We start from the raw sequence: 16,691 nt of genomic DNA on the forward strand, positions 1-16,691 counted from the left end.
CAGATCAGGTCGGGCACGCCTTGGAGCCATTGTTCAGGTCTTGTTTGTCGACGCGGCTGAGCAGGCTGGCCTTGCCGTCTTTCCAGGTCAGGGTCAGCACATACAGCGAGTCAAAGTCGCCGCCGGACCAGTCTTCAGTCAACGAAGTCTTCTGGCCCAGGGCCTGGCTGGCAACGCTGTTGATCAGTTCCGGCAAGTAGCCGTGGGACCAGGCGGTGTAGATGGTTGAGCTGTGGTACTGGTCGTCGGTCAGTTCCTTGGCCAGTTGGCGGGTGTCGTTGGCCGAGTACTCCAGATTGATCGGCAAGCCCAGCTTGATGGCGCTCGGGTTGATGGTCATCAGCGGGCGCACATAGCTGTAGGCGTCATCGTCGGCGCCTTCTTCGACCTGGCGCGAAGGGTTGGCGGCAAATACGTAGTCAGCCTTGCCGTAGCGTTGCGGCAGCAGGGTGGCCAGGTCAATCGCCCGGTTCAGCCCCTGGCAGGTAAGCTGGCCGAGGCCATCGGCGGGTTTTTCGGCATGGCGCAAAAACACCAGGGTTTGCACACCGTCCACCGGTCGGGCAAAGACGTCATCCGCGTGTACCGCCAATGCCACAGCGCCGGCAACCAGGAGCAGCGGGATCGCCGCCAGGGCATAGGGCTTGAGTCGAGGTTTAATCCAAACAGACTGGTTCATGGGGATCTTCTGCATACAGCTGTTAAGGCTGACCGGCCTGGCACAGCGGGCATGGCCGCCCCTGTGTTGATCCTTGTCATTGCTGCAAACCTGAGCTTCTCATCCTTGGCAGAAGCGTTTATTAGATGCCTTTTTCGCAATTGGTTCGATTTTACCTGCGCAAGAACACGAATAGTCCTACAGGACGAATGCTATGGTGGCTTTTTTATATGACAAAATCGTTCACTCTTTAGTCGGGTATTCCTACAGAGGCTTGCGCCATGCTTCCAGCGCCACTGCGAAAACCGAGCAACCCCGTGCATGTGCGAGTGCGAGCCTGGCGCGGCCGGGTAGGGCTGGCGATGGTGGCCAGCCTGTCGGTACTGGCGGGCATGACTGATGCCATCGGCTTTCTGGCCACCGGTGATTTTGTTTCATTTATGAGTGGCAATACCACGCGCCTGGCAGTGGCCATCGGTGACGGTGACCTGGGTATGGCGGTGCGCCTGCTGTTTGCGGTGCTGGCGTTTATTGTCGGCAATGCCCTGGGGGTGTTGCTGGGGCGTTGGGGCGGGCGACGGGCCTTGCCGCTGATGCTGGTGATTGCCGGCTTGTTGTGTGCATCGGCCCTGCTGCCGTTCGCCAGCCAGGTCCCGGCGTTGCTGGCGGCAATCGTGGCAATGGGCATGCTCAATGCGGCGGTGGAACAGGTCAATGGCCTGCCGGTGGGCCTGACCTATGTGACCGGGGCGTTGTCGCGTTTTGGCCGCGGCCTGGGCCGCTGGTTGCTGGGTGAGCGCCGCAGTGGCTGGCGCGTGCAACTGGTGCCCTGGACCGGGATGTTGCTGGGGGCAGTGCTGGGCGCGGTGCTGGAGGCGCAGTTCGGCCTCAGGGCCATGTTGTTCAGCGCCGGTTTGGCGGCTGTTTTGGGGCTAGTGTCGTTGCGCATTCCGCGACGTTGGCAACGCGATTACATGCCGCGTTAATCCCCCGTTTAGCTTGGCCCGGCCTGCGCGTAAACTGGCGCAGCCCGGCTGCATGCCCAGCCCTACGAACAGGAGTTGTTGTGTCCAAGTCAGTCGATGACCATTCACCCCTTGAGTCATTTTCCATTGAGAGCCCGGCGCCGCTGTATGCGCGGGTCAAGCAGGCGATCACGCAAAAAATCCGTTCCGGGGCCTGGCTGCCCAACTCCAGGCTGCCGTCCGAGAGTGAACTGCTCACCCTGTTGGGGGTGAGCCGCATGACCATCAACCGCGCATTGCGCGAGCTGACCATCGAAGGGCTGCTGGTGCGCATGCAGGGGGTGGGTACATTTGTTGCCGTGCCCAAGGGCAATGCGGCGTTGTTCGAGATTCGCAATATCGCCCAGGAAATCGCTGACCGTGGCCATGTGCATCGCTGCGAGGTGATTGTGCTCGAAGAGGTGGCGGCCAAGGCCACGCCTGTGCTGCTGTTTGCCCTGGACGGGGTCAAGCGCTTGTTCCACTCGCTGATGGTGCATTACGAAAACGAGGTGCCGGTGCAGATCGAGGAGCGCTATGTGAACGCCGAGATTGCCCCTGAGTACCTGCAACAGGACTTCACTCGAACCACGGCCTATGCCTACCTGATGAACCTGGCGCCACTGACCGGTGGCGAGCATGAGGTCGAAGCGATTCATGCCACGTCGGCGCAATGCCGGCTGTTGAACGTCAAGCGCAACGAGCCCTGCCTGCTGATTCGCCGCCGCACCTGGGCTGCCCAGGGGCTGGTAGGGTGTGCTCGGCTGGTCTACCCGGGTTCACGCTACCGCCTGCAAGGGCAGTGCGGCAACTGAGGAGGCATGGGTCGCGGGTAGCGGTGTGTTACTCGCGTTACTTTTGGTGCGTTTTTGTTACCTTCCTACCTGCATATGCACAAAGTTGCGGCAACTTTGTGCAGTGTTGTCCCGCCTAGGTTTTTTCTTTTAAAAAATATAAATTTTTTAACTGTCTGATTTTAAACGTATTTAAATTTAATGTTAAAGCTGTGGGCGCAATGCTTGCGGCGTGTTGGCCCCTCACTTGCATTCACTTGTACATACAGGTTGGTATAAGTGCGCAGTTGCTGCGCTGCTTGAGTCTTTGAGGGGGGAGCATGGATAACAATCCGTTTACGCAACAACTGCAGGGGGTGCGGGTGCTGGATATCAGCCGTGTGCTGGCCGGACCTCATTGCACCGCCATGCTGGCGGATCTGGGGGCCGACGTGATCAAGTTCGAAGTACCCGAGGAGGGCGATGATGCCCGTCACCTGGGGCCGTTTCTGGATGGCGAAAGCGTGTATTTCGGCCTGATCAACCGCGGCAAGCGCAGCGTTGAGATCGACTTTAAAAACCCGGCGCAGCGCCAGCGTTTTTATGAGCTGGTGGCCGATGCCGATGTGCTGGTGGAGAACTTCCGCCCTGGCGTGACGCAGCGTCTGGGCATCGATTTTGACAGCCTCAAGCAGCACAACCCGCGGCTGATCTACGCCAGCATCTCCGGTTTTGGCCAGCAAGGGCCGCTGTCAAAGCGCCCGGCCTACGACATTGTGGCGCAAGCCATGTCCGGCCTGATGAGCGTGACCGGTTTTGCTGCCACCGGCCCCACCCGCAGTGGGGAGGCGATCGGCGACCTGTGTGCCGGGGTGTATGCCGCCTGGGCGATCAGCTCGGCGCTGTTTGCCCGGGAACGGCATGCTCCGGGAGCGCAGTACATCGATGTGGCCATGTTTGATGTGTTGTTCAGTCTGCAGGTGACCGGCCTGTCCAACCTCTATGCCAAGGGCGTGGCGCCCGGGCTGGTAGGCAATCGGCATCCGGTCTCCACCCCGTTTGACACCTACCGCGCAGCGGATGGCCTGGTGGTGATTGCGGTGGCGAGCAATCGTTTGTTCGAGCGCCTGTGCCAGTGCATGGGCCAGCCGGAGCTGGCGAGCGATGCGCGCTTTATCGATGACAGCCAGCGCACCTTGCACGAGCCGGCACTGCATGCCGCCATCGAAAGCTGGACCGCGCAGCACAGTGTGGAACAGTTGTGCGACGGCCTGCTCGAGGCCGGAGTGCCGTCGTCGCCGGTGTGGGACCTGCAGCAGGCGGCCAGCAGTGAACATGCCCGGGTCCGCCAGTTGCAGGTTCAACCCGAAGGCGCGGCGCTGGCACTGGTGCCGCAACCGGTGTTCTTCAATGGCCGTAAACCTCATAGCACTTCCATCGCCCCGCGTCTGGGCGCCGACAACGCCGAATTCGGCTTTAGCAAGGCAGGAGTACACCCATGAACTTTGAAATGACTGCAGAAGAATTGGCCGTCGTCGACAGTGCCGAACAAGTGGCCCGCGAAGTGATCCAGCCCCTGGCCCAGCACTATGACGAAACCGAAACGTTCTGCCTGGCCAGCATCAAGGCATTGGGCGACCTGGGCTGCATGGGTATCAACCTGCCGGAAGAATATGGCGGCCCGGGCATCGGCAGCCTGGCCATGAGCCGCGTGGTGGAAGCGGTAGCAGGGGCCTGTGCCTCCACCGCGTCGGCCATGACCGCGCACTTCCTGGCCACGGACTCGATCCTGCTGGGCGGCACCGAGGAGCAAAAGCAGGAATGGTTGCCACGCGCGGCCAGCGGTGAACTGCTTGGTGCCTTTGCCCTGACTGAACCTGCGGCGGGTTCCAACCCGACCGACATGCGCAGCCGCGCCGTGCGTGAAGAAGGCGGCTGGCGGGTGCGCGGCAACAAGCACTACATCACCAATGCCAAGGAGGCCGACTTTATTGTGCTCTACGTCAAAACGGACGCCGAAGCCGGCCACAAGGGCATCAGCGCCTTTATGGTGCCCCGGGGCACGGCGGGCATCAGCTTCTCCAGCCCGGAAAAAACCATGGGCCTGCGCGGCAGTACCATCTATGAACTGGCGCTGGACTGCTGGCTGCCGGCGTCGGCACTGCTCGGTATTGAAGGCCAGGGTTTCAACACGGCGATGGCGGTGCTGGACCGCGGTCGGGTAGAGGTGGCGGCCATGTCCCTGGGCATCGCCAATGCGGCATTGCAGGCGAGTTTGAGCTGGGTGCGCGAACGCCAGATCGGGCCCAAGCCGCTGGCGGCGTATCAGGGCACGCAATGGCGCCTGGCCGATATGTACGCGCAACTGGAAAGTGCGCGCCTGCTGACCATGAAAGCTGCCGCCCGGCGTGACAGCGGCGAGCGTTTCAGCCTGGACTCGGCCACGGCAAAACTGGTGGCCGCCGAATGCGCCGGGTTTATCACTGATGCCGCGCTGCAACTGCATGGTGGTTACGGTTACAGCCGCGACTTGCCGCTGGAACGCTATGTGCGCGATGCGCGGATCCTGCGGATTTTTGAAGGCACCTCCGAGGTGCAGAAAATCATCATCTCCCGCGCCTTGCTCGACGCGGCCAGATAACCAACGGCCAAGGATTGGAAAAGTCTTTCCCATAACAACACGGCGCACCCCGGGTGCCAGCCTGAAGGAACTGCTTATGTCCACGCTCAACCAAGATTCACCGCGGGCCTCGCTGGTCGAACAGCGCTCTATCGATTACATCCCCGAGTCGGAGCGCCACGGGCGTCTGTTCAGTCAGTTCACCCTGTGGTTCGGGGCCAACCTGCAAGTCACCGCCATTGTCACCGGGGCCTTGGCCGTGGTGTTGGGTGGCGATGTGTTCTGGTCGTTGATCGGCCTGCTCATCGGGCAGGTGCTGGGCGGCACCATCATGGCGTTGCATGCGGCGCAGGGGCCCAAGCTGGGCCTGCCGCAGATGATTTCCAGCCGGGTGCAGTTCGGCGTCTATGGCGCGGTGATTCCCATCGTGCTGGTGTGCCTGATGTATGTGGGCTTTTCGGCCAGCGGTTCGGTGCTGGCCGGGCAGGCGGTGGGGCAGTTGGTGGGGGTGAGCGACTCGTGGGGCATCCTGATCTTTGCCGCGCTGATCGTGCTGCTGACCATCCTGGGCTATCGCACCATCCACATGATCGGCCGGGTGGCAAGCGTGGTCGGGGTGCTGGCGTTTTTCTATCTGTTCTACACCTTGATTTCGCAAAACGACATAAGCCTGTTGCTCAGCAACAAACACTTTTCCTTGAGCAGTTTTCTGTTGGCGATTTCGTTGTCAGCCTCCTGGCAGATCGCCTTCGGGCCTTATGTGGCGGACTACTCGCGCTACTTGCCAGCCTCGACCTCATCGCTGAAAACCTTTCTGGCGGTGGGCCTGGGCTCGGTGGTGGGCTCGCAGATCTCGATGGTCTTCGGCGTGTTCGTGGCGGCGCTGGCGGGCAACCAGTTTGCCGGGCATGAGGTGTCGTACATCGTCGGCATGGGGGCGAGCGGGGCGATGGCGGCGCTGCTGTATTTTTGCGTGGTGTTCGGCAAGGTGACCATCACCACACTCAATGCCTACGGCAGTTTCATGTCCCTGGCCACCATCGTCAGCGGTTTTCGTGGCAACCATGAAATCTCGAAAACCCTGCGCCTGTTTTACATCCTGCTGATGGTCGGTTTTGCCACCGCGCTGGCCTTGCTCGGGCAGCATTCGTTCCTCAAGGATTTCTCGGCATTTATCCTGTTTTTGCTGGCGTTTTTCACGCCCTGGAGCGCGATCAACCTGGTGGACTTCTACCTGATCAGCAAGGAGCGCTACGACGTACCGGCGCTGTCTAACCCGAATGGCCGATACGGTCGCTGGAACCTGCGCGGTATTGTGGTGTACGCCTTCGGGGTGGTGGTGCAGTTGCCGTTTATCGCCACCAGCTTTTATACCGGGCCTTTGGTGGAGCCTCTGGGCGGCACCGATATCTCGTGGATCATTGGCCTGACGTTGCCGGCGCTGGTGTATTACTTAGTGGCGCGCAACTCGGGGCAGTCGGTGCCGGATCAATTGATTTTGCCTGTCGAGCCCGCAACGGTTTAGGGCTTTTCCATTCAAGTAGCCATAGAGGGAGCAACAATGAAGGTGCTGGCCTGTATCAAGCGCGTGGTCGATTACAACGTCAAGGTTCGCGTCAAGGCGGACAACTCCGGCGTTGACCTCGCCAACGTCAAGATGTCGATGAACCCCTTCTGCGAAATCGCCGTGGAAGAAGCCGTACGCCTGAAAGAAAAAGGTGTTGCGACTGAAATCGTCGTCGTCTCCATCGGCCCGACCACTGCTCAGGAACAGCTGCGTACCGCGCTGGCTCTGGGTGCCGATCGCGCCATTCTCGTCGAGTCCGCCGAAGACCTGACCTCGCTGGCCGTGGCCAAGCTGCTCAAGGCCGTTGTCGACAAGGAACAGCCTCAGCTGGTGATCCTGGGCAAACAGGCCATCGACAGCGACAACAACCAGACTGGCCAGATGCTGGCTGCGCTGACCGGTTTCGGCCAGGGTACGTTCGCCTCCAAGGTTGAAGTGGCAGGTGACAAGGTTGCCGTCACGCGTGAAGTCGACGGCGGCGCGCAAACTGTTTCGCTGAGCTTGCCGGCGATCATCACCACCGACCTGCGTTTGAACGAGCCGCGTTATGCGTCCCTGCCAAACATCATGAAAGCCAAGAAAAAGCCGCTTGAAGTGCTGACGCCAGACGCGTTGGGTGTTTCGACTGCTTCGACCCACTCGACCCTCAAAGTTGAAGCCCCGGCTGCACGCAGCGCGGGTATCAAGGTCAAGTCGGTGGCTGAACTGGTCGAGAAACTGAAAAACGAAGCGAAGGTGATCTGAACATGACGGTCCTGGTACTTGCAGAACATGATGGTGTCGGTATTGCATCGGCAACCCTGAACACGCTGGCGGCGGCTGGCCAAATCGGCGCTGACATTCACCTGCTGGTGGCCGGGCAGGGGCTGGGCAGCGTGGCGCAGGCGGCTGCACAGATCGCTGGCGTGGCCAAAGTGCTGGTTGCGGATAACGCGGCTTATGCCCATCAGTTGCCGGAAAACCTTGCCCCGCTGGTTGCAGAGCTGGGTGCCGGCTACAGCCACATCCTGGCCGCCGCGACCTCCAACGGCAAAAACATCCTGCCGCGGGTTGCTGCACAGCTGGACGTAGACCAGATCTCCGAGATCATCTCGGTGGTCAGCGCCGACACCTTCACCCGCCCGATCTACGCCGGTAACGCCATTGCCACCGTGCAGTCCACTGCGCCGGTGAAAGTGATCACCGTGCGTGCCACCGGTTTCGACCCGGTTGCCGCGCAAGGGGGGGCGGCAGTGGTTGAGGCGGTTGCAGCGGTTCACGATGCTGGCACGTCGTCGTTCGTGGGCGAGGTACTGGCCAAGTCGGACCGCCCTGAGCTGACCGCCGCCAAGGTCGTGGTTTCCGGTGGGCGCGGCATGCAGAACGGCGACAACTTCAAGTACCTGTATGCCCTGGCTGACAAGCTGGGAGCAGGGGTCGGCGCATCTCGCGCGGCGGTGGACGCAGGCTTTGTACCCAACGACATGCAGGTCGGCCAGACCGGAAAGATTGTTGCACCACAGCTGTATATCGCGGTGGGCATTTCCGGCGCGATCCAGCATCTGGCCGGCATGAAAGACTCCAAGGTGATCGTGGCGATCAACAAGGACGAAGAAGCGCCGATTTTTCAGGTGGCCGATTATGGCCTGGTGGCGGACCTGTTCGACGCAGTGCCTGAGCTGGAGCAGGCGGTCTGACACCCTGTGGGAGCCTGCTCCCACAGGAAACAACCACCTGCTTGAAGGACAATTTTTGCCACAATCCGTTTTGTAGTTCAGTAGATGCCAGTGCCGGTAGATGTGTAGATTTCCGACGGTTACAGCCCATCCTTATTACATTGTTTCGAGGGGGAAACATGTCGGGTAACTTGACCAGGAATGTAGTGAACGCACTTGTACTCGTGACCAGTTTGGCCCCTGCCGGTTTTGTGCTGGCAGATGGGGCAGTCAACGATCCGTTGTATATAGCCGGCGATTATAAATGCACGGGCTTTGACAGCCATGACGGCGCCTTCAAGGGCGATCTGAGTTTCAAGGTGGATGAAAAATCCAGCCACTTCAGCCAGAACTTTGGTGCCTACACGTTCAAGCTTGAAGTTGACCTGGGTAGCGACAAGGCCATCTATACAGGCTACGCCGCAGCCCAGGGCCAGCAACTGGCGATGTATTTTGCCAATGACAGCCTGGAGGCCGCCACCGATCGCGGAGTCGGGCTCGCGACCATCACCCGGGACCAGGACAGCAAGGGGCAATACACCACCACGCTGCACAAGTCCTATTACCTGCCTGACTACAATGGCGGCGGCCGAGGCACGGAGGTCTGCATTAAAACCCCGCAAGCCTGAAATTGAAAAAGCCCCGGGGGTTATCCGGGGCTTTCTTGTACGGCGGGGCTATCAGCTGTAGCTGTTAACCTTGACCAGCGCAGGCGCGGTTTGCGCTTTTTGCCAGGTCAGGGTCAAGGTTTGCAGCACGCGCGCCATGTAGTCGCTATCGGCTGCAGCCTTTTTGCCCACGTAGCCTTGGCCACGGCGGTACATTTTGAGGTGGGCACGCATTTGTGGGCGTTCTTCCTCGAATCTGGTTTCTTCCTTGCACGACGTTACAGGATCGATACGCACATCACCGGCATCGCTGATCCACAGGATGTGGTCGTTCAGCGTGTCTTTCTGGGCAGCGAAGAGTCGAGCCAGCTCGTTAACAGTCGGTTGGTTATTCAGGTTCATGGCTAACTCCTTGACTACTCGTTGATCTGTCTAATTGATTCGCGCAACTGCACATGCAGCGCTGCGTAGTGTCCATCCAAAGCAGATCTGTCTTGAGTTCGTCATATGTAGTAGTAAAGCTCGGCACTACATAAAGAGCGTAAAGCGAAGGAGAGCAGCGTGAACCAGGATGCCTGAGTGACATGACGCATCAGCCACAAGCTTCTTGAGGACGTTTCGCTAGCCCCTGTCGTCTTTGACGCGGACGATCAAGCCAGGTCAGCTTCATCAATTCTGCCTTGTGGGCAGTACCTATCCCGGAACAGCCCGACAGCTCGTCGGGCATGCTTGCAACAACCCTTTCCAGCGCTTCCGGTGGGGAAGACGTCTGCATAATGCTGGGGGAAAATCGTGCCGTCAATACGTATGTAGTGATTATTTTCAGGCACTACATATGTGACCGGCAGGTCGCTTTTCAGTATGCCGGTCACCCCTTGATGCAGACGCAATGCAGGCCGGGTACCGAGTGCGCGCGTGGCTTGCCGGCGCATGCAATGCTCGGCTCTGCTAGTATCTGCTGCTTTGAAATTGACCCGAGGTACCTTTATGAGCGAGCCGATCCGCCTGACCCAGTACAGCCACGGTGCGGGGTGCGGGTGCAAGATTTCGCCTCAGGTACTGGAAGTGATCCTTGCCGGCAGCGGCGCGCAAAACCTCGACCCCAAGCTGTGGGTCGGCAATGCCTCGCGTGACGATGCTGCGGTCTATGCCCTGGATGACGAGCGCGGGGTGGTTTCGACCACCGATTTCTTTATGCCGATCGTCGATGACCCTTACGATTTCGGCCGTATTGCCGCCACCAATGCCATCAGCGACATCTATGCAATGGGCGGTGACCCATTGATGGCCATTGCGATTCTGGGCTGGCCGGTGCATCTGTTGCCGCCTGAAGTGGCCCGCGAAGTGATCCGCGGTGGTCGCGCCGTGTGTGATGACGCCGGCATCCCGCTGGCGGGCGGGCATTCCATCGATACCCCCGAGCCGATTTTCGGCCTGGCCGTGACTGGCGTGGTCAACAAGCGCCAGATGAAGCGCAATGATACCGCCACGGCGGGATGCCTGTTGTACCTGACCAAGCCCCTGGGCATCGGTATCCTCACCACCGCCGAGAAAAAGGGCAAGTTGCGCACCGCCGATGTCGGCCTGGCGCGGGACTGGATGTGTACGCTGAACAAGGTGGGCAGCCAGTTCGCCAAACTCGACGGGGTCAAGGCCATGACCGACGTAACCGGTTTTGGCCTGCTCGGCCATCTGGTGGAAATGGCCGATGGCAGTCAGCTGACGGCACAGATCGAATACGCCAGGGTGCCGCGCCTGGCCTCGGTCGAGTATTACCTGGAACAGGGTTGCGTGCCGGGTGGCACCTTGCGCAACTATGACAGTTACGCCGCCCAACTGTCGCCGCTGCAAGAGCTGCACAAACGTGTGCTTTGCGACCCGCAAACCAGTGGGGGCCTGCTGGTTGCAGTGAGCCCGGAAGGTAATCAGGCATTCCTGCAAATGGCCAGTGAGCATGGCCTGACCCTGGAGCCGATCGGCCAGTTGGTTGAGCGACAGACATACGCGGTTGAGGTGTCATGATGGCTGATGACGTCACCGACTATCGCGAGCTGTTTCTCAATGACCGGCCGATGATGGACACCCGCGCGCCGATCGAATTTCACAAGGGGGCGTTCCCCGGGGTGGTCAACCTGCCGCTGATGACCGACCGCGAGCGCGAGCGGGTGGGCACCTGCTACAAGCAGCAAGGCCAGCAGGCGGCGGTGGTGCTGGGCCACCAACTGGTGTCGGGGCAGGTCAAGGCCGAGCGCCTGCAGGCCTGGGCCGATTTTGCCCGGGCCAACCCCGAGGGTTGCCTGTACTGCTTTCGTGGCGGCATGCGCTCGCAGATTGTCCAGCAGTGGCTCAAGCACGATGCCGGGATCGATTACCCGCGCGTGACCGGCGGTTACAAGGCCCTGCGTAGCTTCCTGATCCAGACCCTGGACGACGCCGTGGCCCAGTGCGACATGACCGTGCTCGGCGGCATGACCGGCACTGGCAAGACCGATGTGCTGGTGCAGCTCAACAATGGCCTGGACCTGGAGGGCCATGCCAACCATCGCGGCTCAAGTTTCGGCAAGCGGGCCACGGCGCAGCCGTCGAATATCGACTTTGAAAATCGGCTGGCCATTGACGTGCTGAAGAAGCGCGCCAAGGGCCATGAAGGTTTTGTGGTTGAAGACGAAAGCCGCACGGTGGGTAGCTGCGCCTTGCCGCTGACGTTGTATCAACGTATGCAGGGCGCCCCTGTGGTCTGGCTTGAAGACCGCCTGGAAAGCCGGGTTGAACGCATCCTGCGCGACTATGTAGTGGACTTGTGTGCCGAGTTCACCGCCAGCAATGGCGAACATGGCTTTGCCCTGTTCTCCCGGCGCCTGCTTGAAAGCCTGGCCAATATCCAGCGGCGCCTGGGCGGCGAGCGCCACCAGCGCTTGCAGGCGGTCATGCAAGAGGCCTTGCAGGAGCAGGAACGCTGCGGTGCGGTAGACCTGCACCGGGTCTGGATCGAAGCCCTGCTGCGCGAGTATTACGACCCGATGTACGCCTTCCAGCGCGAGAAAAAGGGCTCGCGCATTGCCTTTGCCGGGGATCAGGCCGCAGTGCTGGAGTATCTGCGCAGCACACCCAGCCACTAGCCTGTGGCGCTGACGGCAAACCCGTCAGCGCCGTGCTGTCAGCGTGGGCAAGGCGTTTGCCTGCGATTCAACTGCCGCGCACCCGCCCCGGATAATTCATCACAAACTGCACATGGGCCTTCACCCCGGTGGCCAGGGTGGCATCGTCGGCGGTGAAGTAGGGGCTGTGGTTGTTGGCGGCCTTGCTCATGTCCTGCCCTTCAGGCGTAGCACCCAAAAATACAAACAATCCCGGGACTTTTTCGGCGTAGTACGAGAAGTCTTCGCTTGGCGACAGGGACGCAGGCAGCAACTGCACCTTGCCTGGCGCAGCCAGTTGCAGGGCCGGGACCATGGCTGCGGTCAGTTGCGGGTCGTTGCTGGTGACCGGCGCATGGTTGACCAGCAGCAGGTCGGCCTTGGCCTCGTAGGCGCTGGCAATGCCTTGCACCAGCGGCGGCATTTTTTTCAGCAGGGTGTCGCGCACCGCGGCGCTGTTGCTGCGAATGGTGCCGGTCATTTCCACGGTCTCGGGGATGATATTGGCCGCAGAACCGGCATTGAGCGTGCCGACACTGATCACCCCCATGCCTTGTGACAGGTCGGCACGGCGGCTGACCAGGGTTTGCAGGCCGTCGATGATGGCGGCGCTGGCCACCACCGGGTCAACCCCGCTCCAGGGCGCCGAGCCGTGGGTCTGCTGGCCTTTGACGATGAGGCGAAAGCCGTCGCTGCTGTTGAGCACGGTGCCGGCCTTGTAATACAGATGACCGGTGGGGTAGCCCGCCATCACATGCACGCCAAAGATCGCTTCGACCTTGGGTGAGTCCAGGGCACCGTCGCGGATCATGGCCTGGGCGCCGATCAGGGTATCGGTCTCGAACTCGTCGACATCCGCCGCGCCTTCTTCGGCAGGCTGGAACAGGAATACCACGGTGCCGGCCACCTGGTCGCGATGCTCGGCCAGCATTCTGGCTGCGCCCAGCAGCATGGCGGTGTGGGTGTCATGGCCGCAGGCGTGCATCACCGGTACGGTTTTGCCCAGGCGGATACCGGTAGCCGTGCTGGCGTAGGGCAGGCCGGTCATTTCCTTGACGGGCAGGGCGTCCATATCGGCACGCAGGGCCACGACCGGCCCGGGCAGGCCGCCCTTGAGCACGCCAACGACGCCGGTCTTGCCGACGCCGGTGCGCACTTGCAGGCCTAGGCTTTTAAGCTGCTCGGCGACCAGGGCGGCGGTCTTGAATTCCTGATTACCCATCTCCGGGTTCTGGTGAAGGGTGTGGCGCAGCGAAATCACCTGGTCATTGACCGCCGCGACGGCGGGGTCGACCCAGTTCAGGTCAGCCGCATGGCTGGTTCCGGTCAGTGTGCTCAACAGGGCGAGGTACAAAGGGGCATGGCGAAGGCGGGGCAGCATCGAAAGTCTCTTGTTTGTTGTTTTTAGGGCGCACAGGGTAAGCCAGTTTTTTGCAGGGGCGGCGCAACCACCCGGCTAAAAGCGTTCGATTATCGCACATTAGCCGAGGGTCCAATTGCCCTGCCAGGGTCGGCGTGCCTACTCTGGCGCACGTGACGCCAATAATAATGACAACACCGAGTACCTGACCGATGGATAGCCGCCTGCTGAGCGAGCGCAGTAGTGTGTTCCGACATGCTGACCCCCATGCCGTGTCCGATTATGTGAACCGGCATGTTGGGCAGCACTGTATTGGCCTTTCCCGAACTACCCGGCCGCTGGCCAGCCTCAATCACCGCAAGTTCGCCGAGCTGGATCTGTGCCGTATCAGTTATGGCGGCAGTGTGCGCGTGACCTCGCCGGCACTGGAGAGCATCTTTCACTTGCAGGTGCTGCTGCGCGGCAATTGCCTGTGGCGCGGCGCGAACCGCGAGCAGCATCTGGGGCCGGGGGAGCTGCTGGTGATCAACCCGGATGATCCGGTGGATCTGACTTACTCTCAGGACTGTGAAAAGTTCATCCTCAAGCTGCCGGTCAAATTGCTTGAGTCGGTGTGTGACGATCAGCGCTGGCGGCGGCCGGCGGGCGGGGTGCGTTTTATGCGCAACCACTACCGGCTCGATGAGCTGGAAGGCTTTCTTGGCTTGCTGGGCATGGTGTGCCAGGAGTCCGAGGCCAGTGACCCGCTGCTGCGGGTGCAGGAGCATTACACGCAGATTGTCGCCAGCAAGTTGCTGACCCTGATGCAGACCAATATCAGCCGCGAAAACCTGGCATCCGCCAGTGCCAGTATTGAGCGCCTCCTTGATTACATCGAGCGCAACCTCAAGCAGGAAATCAGCAGCGAAGACCTGGCTGCGCAAGCGTGCATCAGCCAGCGCTCGCTCTACAGCCTGTTCGAGCGCCAATTGGGCGTGACCCCTTTGCAGTACATCCGCCAGCGCAAGCTGGCGCGTATCCACACTTGCTTGAGCGACCCCGGTTGCACGGTGCGCAGCCTCACCGAACTGGCGCTCGATTATGGCTTTGTGCATTTGGGGCGGTTCTCAGAGAGCTACCGCCTGCAGTTTGGCGAACTGCCTTCGAGCACCCTCAAGCGCCGGTATTGAACGTGCCGCCACCTGCTGGGGTGGGAGCGGGCTTGCTCGCGATGGGATCGCTGCGGTGTCACAGGATCATCGCGTCGTCTGCATCGCGAGCAAGCCCGCTCCCACAGAAATAACCGGCTGCCTGCACTAATCGGATAACGATTGGCAGTAAACGGATATTGCCCCGCACATCGATTCCCTAACCTGACCCGGCCTGGATAATAACAACGGAGGCCCTGGCCATGTCCCTGGGTATCGATTACTTGAATGCCATGCTGGAAGACGACAAGGATAAGGGCATCTACCGCTGCAAGCGCGAGATGTTTACCGATCCCGACCTCTTTGAACTCGAAATGACGCATATCTTCGAGGGTAACTGGATCTACCTTGCCCACGAGAGCCAGATCCCCAACGTCAACGATTTTTTGACCACCACCATGGGCCGCCAGCCGATTTTCATCGCGCGCAACAAGGCCGGTGAACTCAACGCTTTTCTCAACGCCTGCAGCCATCGCGGCGCCATGCTGTGTCGGCACAAGACCGGCAACCGCGCCAGCTATACCTGCCCGTTCCACGGCTGGACCTTCAACAACAGCGGCAAGCTGCTCAAGGTCAAGGACCCGGCTGCGGCCGGCTACCCCGAAGGCTTTAACTGCGAAGGCTCCCATGACCTGACCAAAGTGGCGCACTTCGAGTCCTATCGCGGCTTTCTGTTCGGTAGCCTCAACCCAGACGTGAAATCCCTGGCCGAGCACCTGGGCGAGTCGGCCAAGATCATCGACATGATCGTCGACCAGTCCGCCGATGGCCTGGAAGTGCTGCGCGGCTCCAGTTCCTATATCTATGAAGGCAACTGGAAACTCACCGCCGAAAACGGCGCCGATGGCTATCACGTCAGTTCCGTGCACTGGAACTACGCCGCTACGCAAAACCAGCGCACCCTGCGCGAAGCCGGTGAAGAGATCAAGACCATGAGTGCCGGCAGCTGGGCCAAGGGCGGCGGCGGTTTCTACTCGTTCGACCACGGCCATCTGCTGCTTTGGACCCGCTGGGCCAACCCCGAGGATCGCCCCGCCTGGGAGCGCCGTGACGAACTGGCCCGCGACTTCGGCCAGGCCCGCGCCGACTGGATGATCGAGAACTCGCGCAACCTGTGCCTGTATCCCAATGTGTACCTGATGGACCAGTTCAGCTCGCAGATTCGTATTGCTCGACCGATCAGCGTGAACCAGACCGAGATCACCATCTACTGCATTGCGCCCAAGGGCGAGAGCAGCGAGGCGCGCACCAAACGTATCCGCCAGTACGAAGATTTCTTCAACGTCAGTGGCATGGCCACCCCGGATGACCTGGAAGAGTTCCGCTCCTGCCAGACCGGTTACGGCGCAGGGCGCGGCTGGAATGACATGTCCCGCGGGGCCGAACACTGGGTCGAGGGCGCCGATGCGGCGGCCGAGGAAATCGATCTCAAGCCGCTGCTCTCCGGCGTGCGCACCGAGGACGAAGGCCTGTTTGTGCTGCAACACAAGTACTGGCAGCAAACCATGCTCAAGGCCGCCGCCGGCGAACCGGCGCTGATCCCCGTGGAGGCCGTGCAATGAACAGCCTCTACGCGATTGTGCGCGACTTTCTGTACCGCGAAGCACGTTACCTGGACGATGGCCAGTGGGATCAATGGCTGGAGTTGTACGCCGCCGATGCCAGCTTCTGGATGCCGTGCTGGGATGACAACGACACCTTGACCGAAGACCCGCAAAGCGAAATTTCGCTGATCTGGTACGGCAACCGTGGCGGTCTGGAAGACCGCGTATTCCGCATCAAGACCGAGCGCTCCAGTGCGACCATCCCCGACACTCGTACCTCGCACAACCTGAGCAATATCGAGATCGTCGACGAAGCCGATGGCCTGTGCCATGTGCGGTTCAACTGGCACACCCTCAGCTATCGCTACAAGACCTACGACAGCTACTTCGGCACCAGCTTCTACACCCTCGATATGCGCGCCCCGCAGCCGCTGATCAAGGCCAAGAAAGTCGTGCTCAAGAATGACTACGTGCGTCAGGTCATCGACATCTACCACATCTGATCAAGGCTGTGATGCGTGCTGCACGGTGCCTGTGGG

The 16,691-nt window shown here is 60.7% G+C and carries 16 protein-coding genes; 13 read left to right on the forward strand and 3 right to left on the reverse strand.

Annotated features, from left to right (window positions below; all coding sequences use genetic code 11):
- Positions 1-4: 4 nt before the first annotated feature.
- The gene (locus tag AB3G35_RS13505; RefSeq protein ID WP_016780670.1) at positions 5-679 is read right to left on the reverse strand and encodes a histidine phosphatase family protein; all 675 of its coding nucleotides are present in this window, start codon (positions 677-679) and stop codon (positions 5-7) included.
- A 260-nt stretch (positions 680-939) separates the two neighbouring features.
- Between AB3G35_RS13505 and AB3G35_RS13510 the strand changes: the two genes are divergently transcribed.
- The 8 genes from AB3G35_RS13510 (at position 940) to AB3G35_RS13545 (ending at position 8,945) form a co-directional block, all read left to right on the forward strand.
- A complete protein-coding gene (locus tag AB3G35_RS13510) occupies positions 940-1,644 on the forward strand; it encodes a YoaK family protein (protein ID WP_029611380.1) in 705 nt (234 codons plus the stop codon).
- A gap of 80 nt (positions 1,645-1,724) precedes the next feature.
- A complete protein-coding gene (hutC, locus tag AB3G35_RS13515; RefSeq protein ID WP_369781604.1) occupies positions 1,725-2,477 on the forward strand; it encodes a histidine utilization repressor in 753 nt (250 codons plus the stop codon).
- Between the two features lie 299 nt (positions 2,478-2,776).
- Positions 2,777-3,937 (forward strand): CaiB/BaiF CoA transferase family protein, encoded by a 1,161-nt coding sequence (locus AB3G35_RS13520; RefSeq protein WP_369781605.1) that lies wholly within the window; start codon positions 2,777-2,779, stop codon positions 3,935-3,937.
- Positions 3,934-5,076 (forward strand): acyl-CoA dehydrogenase family protein, encoded by a 1,143-nt coding sequence (locus tag AB3G35_RS13525; protein ID WP_369781606.1) that lies wholly within the window; start codon positions 3,934-3,936, stop codon positions 5,074-5,076. The genes AB3G35_RS13520 and AB3G35_RS13525 overlap by 4 nt, the downstream gene beginning before the upstream one ends.
- A 76-nt stretch (positions 5,077-5,152) precedes the next feature.
- Positions 5,153-6,580 carry a cytosine permease gene (locus AB3G35_RS13530; protein WP_369781607.1) on the forward strand — a complete coding sequence of 476 codons (1,428 nt, stop codon included), beginning with the start codon at positions 5,153-5,155 and terminating at the stop codon, positions 6,578-6,580.
- 36 nt (positions 6,581-6,616) lie between these two features.
- Positions 6,617-7,366 carry an electron transfer flavoprotein subunit beta/FixA family protein gene (locus AB3G35_RS13535; protein ID WP_086796624.1) on the forward strand — a complete coding sequence of 250 codons (750 nt, stop codon included), beginning with the start codon at positions 6,617-6,619 and terminating at the stop codon, positions 7,364-7,366.
- A 2-nt stretch (positions 7,367-7,368) separates the two neighbouring features.
- Positions 7,369-8,298, forward strand: a complete 930-nt coding sequence (locus tag AB3G35_RS13540; protein ID WP_369781608.1) for an electron transfer flavoprotein subunit alpha/FixB family protein — start codon at positions 7,369-7,371, stop codon at positions 8,296-8,298.
- Between the two features lie 185 nt (positions 8,299-8,483).
- Positions 8,484-8,945 carry a hypothetical protein gene (locus tag AB3G35_RS13545; protein ID WP_134048208.1) on the forward strand — a complete coding sequence of 154 codons (462 nt, stop codon included), beginning with the start codon at positions 8,484-8,486 and terminating at the stop codon, positions 8,943-8,945.
- A gap of 51 nt (positions 8,946-8,996) precedes the next feature.
- Here the strand turns inward: AB3G35_RS13545 and AB3G35_RS13550 are convergent, their stop codons facing one another.
- Positions 8,997-9,326, reverse strand: a complete 330-nt coding sequence (locus AB3G35_RS13550) for a hypothetical protein (protein WP_016780679.1) — start codon at positions 9,324-9,326, stop codon at positions 8,997-8,999.
- 585 nt (positions 9,327-9,911) lie between these two features.
- On the opposite strand from AB3G35_RS13550, the gene selD reads away from it, so the two are divergent.
- Positions 9,912-10,946, forward strand: a complete 1,035-nt coding sequence (gene selD, locus AB3G35_RS13555; protein WP_083369490.1) for a selenide, water dikinase SelD — start codon at positions 9,912-9,914, stop codon at positions 10,944-10,946.
- A complete protein-coding gene (mnmH, locus tag AB3G35_RS13560; RefSeq protein ID WP_029611381.1) occupies positions 10,946-12,043 on the forward strand; it encodes a tRNA 2-selenouridine(34) synthase MnmH in 1,098 nt (365 codons plus the stop codon). The genes selD and mnmH overlap by 1 nt, the downstream gene beginning before the upstream one ends.
- 67 nt (positions 12,044-12,110) lie before the next feature.
- On the opposite strand, the gene AB3G35_RS13565 is transcribed toward mnmH, so the two are convergent.
- Positions 12,111-13,442 carry an amidohydrolase gene (locus AB3G35_RS13565; protein WP_369781609.1) on the reverse strand — a complete coding sequence of 444 codons (1,332 nt, stop codon included), beginning with the start codon at positions 13,440-13,442 and terminating at the stop codon, positions 12,111-12,113.
- Positions 13,443-13,633: 191 nt separating this feature from the next.
- Between AB3G35_RS13565 and AB3G35_RS13570 the strand changes: the two genes are divergently transcribed.
- The 3 genes from AB3G35_RS13570 (at position 13,634) to benB (ending at position 16,655) form a co-directional block, all read left to right on the forward strand.
- The gene (locus AB3G35_RS13570) at positions 13,634-14,590 is read left to right on the forward strand and encodes an AraC family transcriptional regulator (RefSeq protein WP_134048214.1); all 957 of its coding nucleotides are present in this window, start codon (positions 13,634-13,636) and stop codon (positions 14,588-14,590) included.
- A 221-nt stretch (positions 14,591-14,811) separates the two neighbouring features.
- Positions 14,812-16,170, forward strand: coding sequence for a benzoate 1,2-dioxygenase large subunit (benA, locus tag AB3G35_RS13575; RefSeq protein ID WP_369781610.1), 1,359 nt, complete (start codon positions 14,812-14,814; stop codon positions 16,168-16,170).
- Complete coding sequence (gene benB / locus AB3G35_RS13580) at positions 16,167-16,655, forward strand: benzoate 1,2-dioxygenase small subunit (protein ID WP_369781611.1); 489 nt, start codon at positions 16,167-16,169, stop codon at positions 16,653-16,655. Before benA ends, benB begins: the two co-directional genes overlap by 4 nt.
- The last annotated feature ends 36 nt before the right edge of the window (positions 16,656-16,691 follow it).

The sequence above is a fragment of the Pseudomonas sp. WC2401 genome (assembly GCF_041200115.1).
GTDB classification, from domain to species: Bacteria; Pseudomonadota; Gammaproteobacteria; order Pseudomonadales; family Pseudomonadaceae; genus Aquipseudomonas; species Aquipseudomonas fragi.

Excerpts from the sequence above, each read along its gene's own strand:
- AB3G35_RS13510 (WP_029611380.1), top strand. The coding sequence starts at position 940 with ATGCTTCCAGCGCCACTGCGAAAACCGAGCAACCCCGTGCATGTGCGA.
- AB3G35_RS13530 (WP_369781607.1), top strand. The coding sequence starts at position 5,153 with ATGTCCACGCTCAACCAAGATTCACCGCGGGCCTCGCTGGTCGAACAG.
- benB (WP_369781611.1), top strand. The coding sequence starts at position 16,167 with ATGAACAGCCTCTACGCGATTGTGCGCGACTTTCTGTACCGCGAAGCA.
- mnmH (WP_029611381.1), top strand. The coding sequence starts at position 10,946 with ATGGCTGATGACGTCACCGACTATCGCGAGCTGTTTCTCAATGACCGG.
- AB3G35_RS13570 (WP_134048214.1), top strand. The coding sequence starts at position 13,634 with ATGGATAGCCGCCTGCTGAGCGAGCGCAGTAGTGTGTTCCGACATGCT.
- AB3G35_RS13520 (WP_369781605.1), top strand. The coding sequence starts at position 2,777 with ATGGATAACAATCCGTTTACGCAACAACTGCAGGGGGTGCGGGTGCTG.
- AB3G35_RS13565 (WP_369781609.1), bottom strand. The coding sequence starts at position 13,442 with ATGCTGCCCCGCCTTCGCCATGCCCCTTTGTACCTCGCCCTGTTGAGC.
- AB3G35_RS13540 (WP_369781608.1), top strand. The coding sequence starts at position 7,369 with ATGACGGTCCTGGTACTTGCAGAACATGATGGTGTCGGTATTGCATCG.
- AB3G35_RS13550 (WP_016780679.1), bottom strand. The coding sequence starts at position 9,326 with ATGAACCTGAATAACCAACCGACTGTTAACGAGCTGGCTCGACTCTTC.
- benA (WP_369781610.1), top strand. The coding sequence starts at position 14,812 with ATGTCCCTGGGTATCGATTACTTGAATGCCATGCTGGAAGACGACAAG.
- AB3G35_RS13535 (WP_086796624.1), top strand. The coding sequence starts at position 6,617 with ATGAAGGTGCTGGCCTGTATCAAGCGCGTGGTCGATTACAACGTCAAG.
- selD (WP_083369490.1), top strand. The coding sequence starts at position 9,912 with ATGAGCGAGCCGATCCGCCTGACCCAGTACAGCCACGGTGCGGGGTGC.
- AB3G35_RS13505 (WP_016780670.1), bottom strand. The coding sequence starts at position 679 with ATGAACCAGTCTGTTTGGATTAAACCTCGACTCAAGCCCTATGCCCTG.
- AB3G35_RS13525 (WP_369781606.1), top strand. The coding sequence starts at position 3,934 with ATGAACTTTGAAATGACTGCAGAAGAATTGGCCGTCGTCGACAGTGCC.